We start from the raw sequence: 13344 nt of genomic DNA on the forward strand, positions 1-13344 counted from the left end.
AAACGCATTATGATGATTTTGACTGATAAAAAGCCACGTGTGAATGTTGAAGGAATTTTGACTGCGGACGAAATTCACGATATCGAACATCACATGGGGCACTACCCATACCCACGTGCAGCGTGTCTAGATGCGCTGAAGTGTGTACAACGCCGTAATGGCTGGGTAGATGATGCGCAAATGAATGCCATCGCACAAATGCTCAGCATGAGCGTTGCAGACCTTGAAGGTGTGGCAACGTTCTATAACCGTATTTACCGTCAGCCGGTCGGTCGTCACGTAATTTTGTTATGTGATTCGATTGCGTGTTTCCTGATGGGTGCGGAAACTTTGGCAGAAGCATTCCAGCGCGAATTAGGAATCCAGTTTGGTCAAACGACTGCAGATGGTCGTTTCACTTTGCTGCCAATTTGCTGTCTGGGCAACTGTGACAAAGGTCCAACCTTAATGATTGATGAAGACACGCACGGTCTGGTTGAAGTGACTTCGGTGAAACAGCTGTTGGAGAAGTATGTATGAATACTGAACCAAAACCAATTTATGGCGACGGTAACCCGGAAACGCATCCATTAACATGGCGTTTAAGCAAACAAGCCAACGTACGTAATGCAGATGATTACGAAGCGCTGGAAGGTTATGCAGGCTTTAAAAAAGCACTGACCATGTCGCCTAAAGATGTATTGGAAGTGGTTAAGGCAGCGACTGTTAAAGGTCGTGGTGGTGCAGGCTTCCCGGCAGGCATTAAATGGTCACTTATGGCGCCAAATGACAACTCGGGTCCACGTTACCTGATTTGTAATGCCGATGAGATGGAACCAGGTACCTTTAAAGACCGTTTGTTGATGGAAGATCTTCCTCATCAATTGATCGAAGGGATGCTGATTGCGGGTTATACGCTTGAAGCAACACACGGTTATATCTTTATCCGTGGCGAGTACATTGAAGCTGCTCAGTACTTAAATGAAGCACTTGAGCAAGTTCGTGCCAAAGGTTACTTAGGGGATAACATCCTTGGTACAGGCTGGAACTTCGAGTTACACGTGCATACCGGTGCGGGTCGTTATATCTGCGGTGAAGAGACTGCATTGATTAACTCGCTAGAAGGTCGCCGTGCCAACCCGCGTACTAAACCGCCATTCCCGCAAGTTGCAGGTGCTTGGGGTCGTCCTACGATTGTGAACAACGTAGAGACCTACAACAACTTACCGGCAATCATGCTGCGTGGTCCTGAATGGTACATCAACTTATCTGCGGGTAAGTCGAAAGATCCAGGCACCAAGATTTATGGTGCATCAGGTAAAGTGAAATTCCCGGGTCTATGGGAGCTTCCATTTGGTACGACAGCACGTGAAGTGATTGAAGACCATGCTGGTGGTATGCGTGACGGTTTGAAACTGAAAGCATGGTTACCGGGTGGTGCATCGACTGACTTCCTGGCTGCTGAGCATATTGATCTTCCTATGGATGCGGAAAGCATCATGAAGGCAGGTTCGCGTTTAGGGACTTGTTTGTTGATGGTGGTAGATGAAACCCAATGTATGGTTTCAGCGACACGTAACCTCGAAGAATTCTTTGCACGCGAATCATGTGGTTTCTGTACGCCTTGCCGTGATGGCTTACCTTGGGCGGTGAAAGCGCTGAAAGCACTGGAAGATGGCACAGGTAAGAAAGAAGATATCGATCACTTACAAGAACTGACTCGTAAGCTTTGGATTGGTAAAACTTTCTGTGCCCACGCACCGGGTGCAATGGAGCCGCTTATGGGCGCACTCAAATATTTCCGTGGCGAATTTGAAGCGAAGGTTGTGAATGCCGCCGCTCAAACCAGCAACGTAGAACAAGCTTAAGGAATTCGACTATGGCTACAATTCATGTCGATGGCAAATCGTATGAAGTCAACGGCTCGGAAAACTTGCTACAAGCATGTTTGAGTCTTGGCATTGATATCCCATACTTTTGTTGGCATCCATCCTTAGGTTCTGTCGGTTCTTGCCGTCAATGTGCCGTGACCCAGTACGCGAATCCAGAAGATACGCGTGGCCGTTTGGTCATGTCATGTATGACGCCAGCATCTGACAATACCTACATCTCGATTGAAGACAAAGAAGCCAAAGATTTCCGTGCTTCGATTGTTGAATTCTTGATGACCAACCATCCGCACGACTGTCCAGTCTGTGAAGAAGGGGGTCACTGTCATTTACAAGATATGACTGTAATGACGCAGCATGACCGTCGTCGCTACCGTTTCACGAAGCGTACCCATTACAACCAGGAGCTTGGCTCATTCATTTCTCACGAAATGAACCGTTGTATCGCGTGTTACCGTTGTGTGCGTTATTACAAAGACTACGCAGGTGGTACGGACTTCGGCGTGTATGCCAATGCATCACGTGTGTACTTCGGTCGTCCTGAATCAGGTACTTTAGAGTCTGAATTCTCGGGCAACCTGACTGAAGTATGTCCAACAGGTGTATTCACCGACAAAACTCATTCGGCTCGCTACAACCGTAAATGGGACATGCAGTATGCGCCAAGCGTATGCCAAGGCTGTTCTTCAGGTTGTAACATCTCTCCGGGTGAGCGTTATGGCGAACTTCGCCGCGTAGAAAACCGTTATAACGGTGAAGTCAACCAGTACTTCCTATGCGACAAAGGCCGTTTCGGTACAGGTTATGTGAACCGTGAGGACCGTCCGCGTCAACCACAATTCCGTCAAGGTGCAACTGTTGAAACTGTTTCAGTGGATGCAGCACTAGACACGGTCATTGCAAATATCCAGGGCAAAAAAGTATTGGGTATTGGTTCACCGCGTGCATCACTTGAATCAAACTTCGCACTTCGTGAGTTGGTGGGTCAAGAGAACTTCTCAACAGGTCTATCTCAAAAAGAGCAGAATCTGGTTGAGTTGGCAGCTTCTATCATGCAAACCGAGTGTGTTTACAACCCGAACATGCGTGAAATTGAAAGCTACGATGCTGTGTTAATTTTGGGTGAAGACCTCACACAAACTGCGCCACGTATGGCTTTATCTGTTCGCCAGGCTGCGAAAAATAAAGGCAAAGAGATGGCGGCAGAGCGCCGTACGCAAGAATGGTTAGCTGAGCCGGTACAACGTATTGCCCAAGATGCAAAATCTCCGATTTACATCCTGGCTGCGACACAAACCCGTTTGTCTGATGTTGCTGAAGGCGAAGTGGTTGCTTCTCCAAACGACATCGCGCGTTTAGGTTTTGCGGTTGCTGCAGCAGTTGCTGGTGAAACGATTCTTGGTTTAGATGACGATGCCAAAGCATTTGCACAAACCATTGCGGACACTTTAAAAGCTGCGAAGAAACCACTGATTATCTCGGGTACAAGCTTGCAAGATCCTGCCATTATGGAAGCTGCTGCACAAGTTGCACAGAATCTGGGTAATGCGGGTCTGACTTTGACGGTTCCTGAAGTGAACTCGATGGGTATGGCAATCTTTGGTGGTCAAAGCCTAGAGCAAGCATTTGCACAAGATTACGATACTGTGATTGTGGTTGAAAACGACCTTTACCGTCGTCTTCCTGCTGCACAGGTCGATGCTGCACTTGCAGGTAAAGATGTGATCGTACTGGATCACTCTGAAACTGCAACAGTGAAAAAAGCCGACATCGTACTTTCTGCTGCATCGTTTGCTGAAGGTGATGGTACTGTCGTTTCTCAAGAAGGCCGTGCACAACGTTTCTACCAAGTGTATGACCCAAGCTACTACAATCCTGAATTGGCGATCAAGGAATCTTGGCGCTGGTTACACGCTCTGGAAACAGGCGTAAAAGGCAAAGCGATTTCTTGGACTTTACTGGATGATGTGATCGAGTCAGTGGCGAAAAACGTTCCTGCGCTTGAAGGCATTCTGGATGTTGCACCTGATGCGGGCTTCCGTGTTCATGGCTTGAAAGTGGCACGTGAACCACGTCGTTACTCAGGTCGTACTTCAATGCGTTCGCCATTGTCTGTACATGAGCCGAAACAGCCTACAGATAAAGACTCTGCATTAACGTTCTCGATGGAAGGTTATGTCGGAGACCAGACTCCATCTCCACTGGTTCCATTTGCATGGTCTGCAGGCTGGAACTCGCCACAAGCCTGGAACAAGTTCCAGGAAACTGTAGGTGGTTCACTCAAAGGTGGTGATTCAGGCGTTCGTTTATTCGACCGTTTGGCAAAACGTCCGGCACGTACATTCGTTGCACCGGCACCTGTTCTGGTCAATGCTGAAAGCTTCCGTCTGGTACCAATGCACCATATCTTTGGTTCAGGTGAATTCACGGTAAAAACACCAGCGATGGAAACGCGTATTCCTGAAGCGGTATTTGCAGTGGGTGAGCAGGATGCAGCGCGCCTGAATGTTCAAGATGGTCAGACAATCACGGTGAAAGCAGGTGAGACATCAATCGTTCTTCCAGTTCAAGTGATTGAATATTTACCGACAGGTTATATTGGCTACCCAATCGGTCTGGCACCGACGGTATCTCTTGCAGAGCCTGTTTCAGTCGCGGTAGGAGTGTAATTCATGGAACAAGAATTAATCCGTCAAACGCCGCTGTGGGCTGAAAACTGGCCAATTGCCTATTCAGTCATTCAAGCGATTGTGATCTTGCTGGTTGTAGTACTGATCGCTGCGTTGATGTCTTTTATTGAACGTCGTTTACTCGGCTTGTGGCAAGACCGTTACGGTCCGAACCGTGTTGGTCCGGGTGGTATGTTCCAGATTGTTGCCGACATGCTGAAAATCATGTTCAAGGAAGACTGGACACCTAAGTTTGCTGACAAATTGACTTTCCGTATGGCGCCAGCAGTTGCGATGGCAACTGCGGTGCTGTCGTTCATGGTTATTCCTGTATCACCTTATTTAGGTGTAGCAGACATGAACATCGGCCTGTTGTTTTTTATGGCAATGGCGGGTATTGCAGTTTATGCAGTCCTGTTCGGTGGCTGGTCATCAAACAACAAATATGCCTTACTGGGCGGTTTACGTTCTGCAGCTCAAACCATTTCGTATGAAGTGTTCTTGGGTATCTCGTTGATGGGTGTGGTGGCAATTGCCGGTTCATTCAACATGCGTGAAATCGTTGAAGCGCAAAAAGATGTCTGGTTTGTGATTCCTCAGTTCCTAGGTTTCTTGATCTTCGTGGTTGCAGGTGTGGCGGTAACGCATCGTCACCCATTTGACCAACCAGAAGCAGAACAGGAACTGGCAGAAGGTTACCATGTCGAATACGGCGGTATGAAATGGGGGATGTTCTTCGTTGCGGAATACGTCAACGTGGTACTGATCTCTGCATTGATCGTGACTTTATTCTTCGGTGGCTGGCTTGCGCCATTCAACCTTGATATTCCGTTCCTTCCAGCAGCATTCTGGTTCATTATCAAAACAGCATTCTTTGTAATGATGTTTGTACTGGCGCGTGGTTCTTTAATGCGTCCACGTTATGACCAGGTGATGAACTTTGGTTGGAAAATTTGCTTGCCATTGGCGTTGGTTAACCTTTTGGTAACTGGTGCTGTGATTCTGATGAATCAGGCCTAAGACAGCAGGGAGAACAAAATGTTTAAATTTCTAGCTGGATTCGGGTCAATCGTTCGTTCGTTGTGGATGGTGTTCAGCCACGCAACACGTAAACGTGACACCATTTTATATCCGGAAGTGCCGGCCGAAGAAATCGTGCCACCACGCTTCCGTGGTCGTATCGTATTGACGCGCGACCCTGATGGCGAAGAACGCTGTGTGGCATGTAACCTGTGTGCGGTTGCCTGTCCGGTAGGCTGTATTTCACTACAAAAAGCAGAACGTGAAGATGGTCGCTGGTATCCGGAATTTTTCCGTATCAACTTCTCACGCTGTATTTTCTGCGGTATGTGTGAAGAAGCGTGTCCAACCACTGCGATTCAGATGACCCCGGACTTCGAGCTTGGCGAATATGTTCGTCAGGACTTGGTCTATGAAAAAGAACACCTGCTGATTTCTGGTCCTGGTAAATATCCTGACTATAACTTCTACCGTGTAACCGGTATGGCAGTTGCAGGCAAGGACAAAGGTCAAGCACAGCGTGAAAGTGCACCTGTTGATGTACGGAGTCTATTACCATGATGTGGCCATTTTATTTAATGGCCCTCGTGGCCATTGTCTCTACGGTTCGCGTGGTGACTAACGCGAATCCGGTACATGCTTTATTAAGCCTGATCGTGTCATTGCTTGCAGTCGCAGGCATGTTCCTGATCGTCGGTGCACCATTCGCTGGTGCGCTGGAAGTGATCGTTTATGCGGGCGCGATCATGGTGTTGTTCGTGTTCGTGGTGATGATGCTGAACCTGGGTGAGCAGACCGTTGAACAAGAACGAAAATGGTTGACTTCATCGGCTTGGGCTTATCCGGCGTTGATGAGCTTCCTGATCGGTTTGGTGCTGGTATGGGTATTAAACTCTGATTACACACAAGCTTCACTGGTAATGGGTACAGAAATGGTGGGCCCGAAAGCAGTGGGTCAAGCACTCTTTACGCAATACTTGTTGTTGGTTGAAGTTGCCGCGATGTTATTGCTTGCTGCCTTGGTAGCTGCATTCCATTTGGGTAAACGTGAACCAGATGCAGAAGAGGAAAAAGAATAATGGGCAACATCCCTTTAGAGCATGGTTTGATCGTTGCATCTATTCTCTTTGCACTGGGTTTTTACGGTGTAATGGTGAGACGCAACCTACTATTTATTTTAATGAGCCTTGAAATCATGATGAACGCTGCTGCTTTAGCGTTCGTCCTGGCGGGCAGTGCATGGGCACAGCCAGATGGTCAGATCATGTTTATCCTGATCCTGACGCTTGCTGCGGCAGAGGCTTGTATTGGTCTTGCGATCGTCCTTCAGTTCTATCATCGCTTCCATCACCTGGATGTGGATGCTGCTAGTGAGATGCGCGGATGAGTTATTTATATCTAACAATTTTATTTCCGCTCATTGGTTTTGTCCTGTTAGCGGCGGGGCGCAACAAGCTTCCGGAATCTGTTGCAGCGATGATTGGTGTGGGTGCAGTCGGTTTATCTGCACTGTTCGCACTGATTGCAGGTATGGACTTTGTTAACAATGGTTCAACTGCAGTAGTACAACATCTTTGGACTTGGTTCAGTGTTGGCAGTTTTGCTCCGGGCATCAGCTTGCAGCTGGATGGCTTGTCTTTATTGATGCTGGGCATGGTCACTGGTGTGGGTTTCTTAATTCACATCTTTGCATCATGGTATATGCGCGGTGAAGAAGACTTTGCACGTTTCTTCTCTTACTTCAACCTGTTCGTTGCCAGCATGTTATTGCTGGTATTGGGTGACAACCTGGCGTTGTTATTCCTGGGTTGGGAAGGCGTAGGTCTGTGTTCATACCTGCTGATCGGTTATTACTACCAGAACCCTGCAAACGGTCTGGCGGCAATCAAGGCATTTACCGTGACCCGTATCGGTGACGTATTCTTGCTGATTGCCATGTTCCTGATCTTCCAGCAATTCGGTACCTTGAACATTCAGTACATCGTTGAAAATGCAGCGACTGTAATGACCCAAAGTTCATCTTTGACTATCTGGACAGCATTGTTATTGTTCTTGGGTGCGGCGGGTAAATCTGCACAGATCCCGTTACAAACATGGTTAGCCGATGCGATGGCAGGTCCAACACCTGTTTCTGCATTGATCCATGCTGCAACGATGGTAACAGCGGGTGTTTACCTGTGCTGCCGTCTATTCGCAGTCTTTGAACTTGCACCAGAAGTGATGGTATTTATTTCGATCACAGGTGCGGTGACCTTGCTTGTGGCTGGTTTTGCTGCACTGGTTCAAACCGACATCAAACGTATTCTGGCATACTCAACCATGAGTCAGCTCGGTTATATGTTTATGGCGGTAGGTGCTGAAGCATACCAGGCAGGTCTGTTCCATATGCTGACTCACGCATTCTTCAAGGCATTATTGTTCTTGTCGTCTGGTGCGGTGATTCTGGCTTACCATCACGAACAAAACATCTTCAAGATGGGCGGTCTGTTCTACAAGAACAAATTCCTGTTTGCATGTTTCGCGATTGGTGGCGGTGCATTGGCAGCGATTCCATTCCTGACGATTGGTTTCTTCTCAAAAGATGCGATTCTTGCTGCAGTCTGGACGCAAAGTCATATTGCTGGTTTGCCAGTATATAACACGCTGTACTGGGTCGGTGTTGCAGGTGCATTCTTAACCTCTATTTATACATTCCGTTTAATTTGGGTTGTATTCTTTGGCAAAGAAAACACACCTTATCATGAAATCCAAGGTGCAACTTACTGGGCGCCACTGGCAATTCTTGCTGTACTTTCAACAGGTCTGGCGATCGTCCTGAAAGCACCGGTAATGAGCATTCTGGATGCAGCCCAAATTCCAGCCTTCATTATTCCTGAAGCGCTTGAAGCAGGTGCACATGGTGCTGAATACATCGCAATCGCTGTTGCTTTAACAGGTCTTGCAGTCGGTGTCGTGCTGTTCGCTTTTGCTTACAATGCAGTCAAACGTTTTGCAGCCATTTCTGTAGGTGCTGGCCTGGTCAACATCTGCCGTAACGCATTAGGTTTCGATACGCTGTATGACCTCATTTTCGTGAAGCCATATTTAATGTTCGCGAAGATCTTTGGTCGTGATCCAATTGATGGCCTATGGCTGGTACTTCCTGCACTTGTTAAAGGTGGTCACAGCTTTACAAGTTCACGTCAAACCGGTTCACTGCGTGAATATGCATCTAGTATGGGGCTCGGTGTCGTTGTCCTACTGATGATCTTGATCGTGATTCAGGTCGTGGGGAAATAAAATGGAAGCTCCAAACAATATTATTTTGCCGGCTCTGATCCTCATTCCGTTCATTGCAGGTTTCATATGCTGGTTGGTCGATAAACTCGACCAACACTTGCCGCGTTATATCGCGCTGATCGGTATGCTGGTGACCTTGGTCTTGACCATAGTCCTTTGGCAGACTGGTACTTACAACTATGAATTAGGCGGTGCTACACCTTCGTGGGCTGCCGAATTCAAATTGCCTTGGATTCAAACCCTGGGCATTAACATTCACTTAGCAGTGGATGGTTTATCACTTCTTATGGTTGGCTTGACTGCACTCCTGGGTGTATTGGCAGTAGGCTGTTCATGGGGCGAGATTCAAAAGAACGTTGGTTTCTTCCACTTGAACCTTTTATGGTCTTTAGGTGGTGTCATCGGTGTGTTTCTGGCGATTGACTTATTCCTGTTCTTCTTCTTCTGGGAGATGATGCTGGTGCCGATCTACTTCCTGATTGCCCTTTGGGGTCATAAAGGGGCAGAAGGCAAGTCACGTGTTTATGCAGCTAACAAGTTCTTCATTTACACGCAGGTTGCCGGTTTGGTGATGCTGATTGGTATCCTGGGTCTGGTGACTGTGGGCTATACCATGACGGGTGAAATCCGTTTCGACTACAACTATTTATTAGGTGTGGCGAATACGCTTGATGCTCAGGCGCCAGCGGTGGCTTATGCATTCATGATCTGTTTATTCATCGGTTTTGCGGTAAAACTTCCAGTTTTCCCATTACACGGCTGGTTACCAGATGCACATGCACAAGCACCAACTGCGGGTTCTGTCGATCTTGCAGGTATCTTGATTAAGACTGCGGCGTACGGTTTATTACGTTTCGTGATTCCGTTCTTCCCGGCAGCGTCTGCACAGTTTGCAGACTTCGCAATCATCCTGGGTTTAATCGGTATTTTCTACGGTGCTTGGTGTGCTTTCCAGCAAACCGATATGAAACGCTTGTTGGCTTATACCTCTATTTCACACATGGGCTTCGTTTTACTTGCGATCTACGCAGGTAACATCCTGACCTTCCAAGGTCTGATGATCATGATGTTGGCACATGGTATTTCATCTGCTGCACTGTTCATTATGTGTGGTCAGGTATATGAGCGTGTGCATACACGTGATATGCGTTTGATGGGTGGTATGCGTGGTCAATTCCCATATCTTGCATTCTTCCTGATGTTCTTCGTTGCGGCGTTGGTGGGTATTCCAGGTCTAGGTAACTTCATTGGTGAGTTCCTGATCCTGATGGGTGCTTATGCGCAATTCCCGGCGTTTACCATTCTTGCGGCAATCAGCTTGGTATTTGCGGGTCTGTACGGTCTGATCCTGATTCACAAAGCCTTGTTTGGTGTACCAAATGAAGCGCAACAGCAGCACTATACAAATCCGTTAAAAGATCTAAATGCACGTGAAATCGCATTATTGTTGATCTGTGCGTTTGGTCTACTTTGGCTTGGTCTATATCCACAAAGCTTCCTTGACGTTTCTAACTCAAGCATGGCGTGGTTAGCGAATAGCTACATTCCAGTTCAAGAAGTGGTTGAAGTTGCTGATCAAGTAACGACTCAACTTGAAAATGTGGAGATCCAATAAGCCATGAACTTCACAATGTCTTTTTCTGAGCTTATGCCTCTAGCGCCTGTGATGGTCGTGTCGTTAACTGCGATCGTCGTGATGTTGCTGACCGCAATCAAGCGTAACCATAACCTAGTAGCTACCACCACGGTGATTGGTTTAAACCTTGCTGCGTTCTATATCATTTTCGTTTTGTTGGCGGGCGTATTTGCACCTGCCAACGTGATGAATCTGTTCATCGTAGATCCATTTACGATGCTGTACCAGTTTGTGATCCTGGTTGCTGCACTTGCATGTGCAACGCTATCTCACGCGTATATCGAAACCTATAAAGATAACCGTGAAGAGCTGTATATCCTGATGCTGACATCCGTTGCGGGTGCCATGCTAATGGTAGCTAGCTCACACTATGCATCATTCTTTATTAGCCTTGAGTTAATGTCGATTCCTGTATATGGCTTGTTGGCATATACACATCAACGTTCTCAATCGCTTGAAGCGGGTGTGAAATATCTGGTGCTTTCAGCAACTGCGTCTGCAATGCTGCTCATGGGTATGGCATATATTTATGCATATACAGGTACTTTAAGTTTCGTTGCTGAACCAGGCAAACTGTTTACCGTATTCAGTCAACCGGCTGTCGTGATTGGTCTGGCTTTAATTGTATTTGCTGTGGCATTTAAATTATCGCTTGCACCATTCCACAAATGGACACCAGACGTATACGCTGGTGCACCAGCGCCAATCGCGACTTTCCTTGCGACAGTTGCAAAAGTGGCGATGATTGGTCTTTTTGTTCGTTATGCATTGTCTTCAGGTTTAATTTTGGCAGACAGCTTCGTCACCATCATTTCGATTATTGCGGTTCTGTCTATCCTTGCAGGTAACTTGCTGGCGGTTCGCCAGGTGAACTTGAAACGTATCTTGGCATACTCTTCAATTGCACACTTTGGTTATTTGCTGGTTGCCATCGTAAGTTCACGTAATACGGATTTCTTACAGGTTCAAGGTTTCGCGACTTTTGAAAGTGTAAACGTCTACGTGATTACCTATGTATTAACCACGATCGGTGCGTTCGGTGTTGTTACGCTGATGTCTAGTCCGTATAACAATACGGATGAAGCGGGTAGTCTGGCTGAATACCGTGGTCTGTTCTGGCGCCGTCCAGTATTGACTGCTGTATTGACGGTGATGATGCTGTCTCTTGCAGGTATTCCTTTAACTGCCGGCTTTATCGGTAAGTTCCTGGTAATTAAAACTGCGGTTGCAGGCGAAGCCTGGTTCCTGACTGCGATGGTTATCTTGGGTTCTGGTATCGGTTTGTATTACTACCTGCGCGTAATGGTTGTACTTTACATGACACCACCTGAAACACCACGTCTAGATGCGGTGAATCATTGGGGTCAAAAAGTCGGCGGTATCATGGTACTTCTTGCTGCGCTTGCGGTACTTGTGATCGGTATCTACCCAGATCCGGTGATTGCAGTATCTAAATATGCATTCTTTGCCATGTCACCTGAATTGCAACAGTTCATTTTCACTTTGGTTCAAAGTGGTTTTAACTAATATCTGCAAAGATTGACGTTATTACAAAAAAGCCTCCATGATTGGGGGCTTTTTTATTTATACAAATCAATAAAAGCCTTTATAATAGCGGAAATTTATCTTTAACCTTTTAGGTGTTCTCCCGTGGCAATCCATGAAATCCGTCATCCACTCATTCGACATAAGCTTGGTTTACTCCGTCGTGCAGATATTAGTACCAAAAATTTCCGTGAGTTAGCTCAAGAAGTGACCATGCTTCTAACTTATGAAGCAACTAAAGACCTGCCAATGGTTGAACATGACATTGATGGCTGGAATGGTGCTGTTACAGTTGACCGTATCGCGGGTAAAAAAATCACGGTTGTGCCAATTTTACGTGCCGGTATTGGAATGCTTGACGGTTTCCTGAACCTGATTCCAAGTGCAAAAGTATCGGTACTTGGTTTAGAGCGTGATGAAGAAACTCTGGAAGCACGTACCTATTATAAAAAACTGGTTCCAGATGTACAAAACCGTATCGCGATGATCATTGATCCAATGTTGGCGACAGGTTCTTCTTTAGTGGCTGCAATTGATGTACTGAAAGCCAGCGGCTGTAAAGACATTCGTGTGATGGTTCTGGTTGCTGCACCAGAAGGCATTAAGCGCGTAGAAGCTACGCATCCGGATGTCGTGATTTTTACGGCTTCTATCGATAATGGTTTAAATGAAAATGGTTATATCGTTCCAGGTCTTGGCGATGCTGGCGATAAAATCTTTGGTTCAGTTCAAAAAGACTAATTTTTGAATATGATGAAAAAAGGGGCTACTACAGCCTCTTTTTTATATAATGTAGACAGGGCATTTTCAGGATAGGACAATAGCATGAAAGATGAATTGTATCAGGGCAAAATCAAACAGTATGACCCTGCCAAAGGTTTCGGTTTTATTGGCTGCGCTGAGGGAGATGTATTCTTCCATATTTCAGACTTCCCTGCGGCAGAAGGCGAGCCAAAACGCAATGAACGCGTGAAATTTAATGTTGTTGAAAATGGCGATAAGTATAAAGCGATTAAGATTGAACGTGTCGAAGACAACTCAAAGAAAGCTAAAAAAACCAAAGTAGCAACACACAATAAATCAATTACATCGGCATTGTTAAACAACTTCCGTGGTTAATGGATAATCTTCACACTAAAAATAGTTTTGATCACATTTAAAAAGAGGCTTTCGAGCCTCTTTTTTTATAGCACCACCGCTTACATATTTAAAGAGACAGATAACACATAAAAAATCGGTGGTGTTTCAAAAAGTATGCTGAAAAAAACAATATGGCTTTTGATAAAATAGAGGTATGAAAATAACGCTACAAATCAAATGTCCTACC

General features: G+C 46.3%; 12 protein-coding genes. All 12 read left to right on the top strand.

Annotation, left to right across the window (positions count from 1 at the left end):
- Positions 1-9 precede the first annotated feature (9 nt).
- The 12 genes from nuoE (at position 10) to NI466_RS12195 (ending at position 13136) form a co-directional block, all read left to right on the top strand.
- Positions 10-519, top strand: coding sequence for an NADH-quinone oxidoreductase subunit NuoE (gene nuoE, locus NI466_RS12140; RefSeq protein ID WP_004280775.1), 510 nt, complete (start codon positions 10-12; stop codon positions 517-519).
- The gene (gene nuoF, locus NI466_RS12145; protein WP_004280774.1) at positions 516-1847 is read left to right on the top strand and encodes an NADH-quinone oxidoreductase subunit NuoF; all 1332 of its coding nucleotides are present in this window, start codon (positions 516-518) and stop codon (positions 1845-1847) included. Before nuoE ends, nuoF begins: the two co-directional genes overlap by 4 nt.
- An 11-nt stretch (positions 1848-1858) precedes the next feature.
- Positions 1859-4537, top strand: coding sequence for an NADH-quinone oxidoreductase subunit NuoG (gene nuoG, locus NI466_RS12150; protein WP_253173724.1), 2679 nt, complete (start codon positions 1859-1861; stop codon positions 4535-4537).
- Positions 4538-4540: 3 nt separating this feature from the next.
- Positions 4541-5557: an NADH-quinone oxidoreductase subunit NuoH gene (gene nuoH, locus NI466_RS12155; protein WP_004280772.1), complete on the top strand. Its 1017-nt coding sequence runs from the start codon at positions 4541-4543 to the stop codon at positions 5555-5557.
- A gap of 18 nt (positions 5558-5575) precedes the next feature.
- Positions 5576-6118 (top strand): NADH-quinone oxidoreductase subunit NuoI, encoded by a 543-nt coding sequence (nuoI, locus tag NI466_RS12160; RefSeq protein ID WP_004280771.1) that lies wholly within the window; start codon positions 5576-5578, stop codon positions 6116-6118.
- Positions 6118-6636, top strand: a complete 519-nt coding sequence (gene nuoJ / locus NI466_RS12165; protein ID WP_171054322.1) for an NADH-quinone oxidoreductase subunit J — start codon at positions 6118-6120, stop codon at positions 6634-6636. The genes nuoI and nuoJ overlap by 1 nt, the downstream gene beginning before the upstream one ends.
- Positions 6636-6944, top strand: coding sequence for an NADH-quinone oxidoreductase subunit NuoK (gene nuoK, locus NI466_RS12170; RefSeq protein WP_004280769.1), 309 nt, complete (start codon positions 6636-6638; stop codon positions 6942-6944). Before nuoJ ends, nuoK begins: the two co-directional genes overlap by 1 nt.
- Positions 6941-8836 carry an NADH-quinone oxidoreductase subunit L gene (gene nuoL, locus NI466_RS12175; protein WP_253173725.1) on the top strand — a complete coding sequence of 632 codons (1896 nt, stop codon included), beginning with the start codon at positions 6941-6943 and terminating at the stop codon, positions 8834-8836. Before nuoK ends, nuoL begins: the two co-directional genes overlap by 4 nt.
- Position 8837: 1 nt before the next feature.
- Positions 8838-10451 (top strand): NADH-quinone oxidoreductase subunit M, encoded by a 1614-nt coding sequence (gene nuoM, locus NI466_RS12180; RefSeq protein ID WP_180086393.1) that lies wholly within the window; start codon positions 8838-8840, stop codon positions 10449-10451.
- Between the two features lie 3 nt (positions 10452-10454).
- Positions 10455-11999, top strand: a complete 1545-nt coding sequence (gene nuoN / locus NI466_RS12185) for an NADH-quinone oxidoreductase subunit NuoN (RefSeq protein WP_253173726.1) — start codon at positions 10455-10457, stop codon at positions 11997-11999.
- 123 nt (positions 12000-12122) lie between these two features.
- Positions 12123-12758 (top strand): uracil phosphoribosyltransferase, encoded by a 636-nt coding sequence (gene upp / locus NI466_RS12190; RefSeq protein ID WP_004280765.1) that lies wholly within the window; start codon positions 12123-12125, stop codon positions 12756-12758.
- An 84-nt stretch (positions 12759-12842) separates the two neighbouring features.
- On the top strand, positions 12843-13136 hold the full coding sequence (locus NI466_RS12195; RefSeq protein ID WP_004732065.1) for a cold shock domain-containing protein: 294 nt from the start codon (positions 12843-12845) through the stop codon (positions 13134-13136).
- Positions 13137-13344 lie beyond the last annotated feature (208 nt).

It is taken from the genome of Acinetobacter lwoffii, from assembly GCF_024129595.1.
GTDB classification, from domain to species: Bacteria; Pseudomonadota; Gammaproteobacteria; order Pseudomonadales; family Moraxellaceae; genus Acinetobacter; species Acinetobacter lwoffii_O.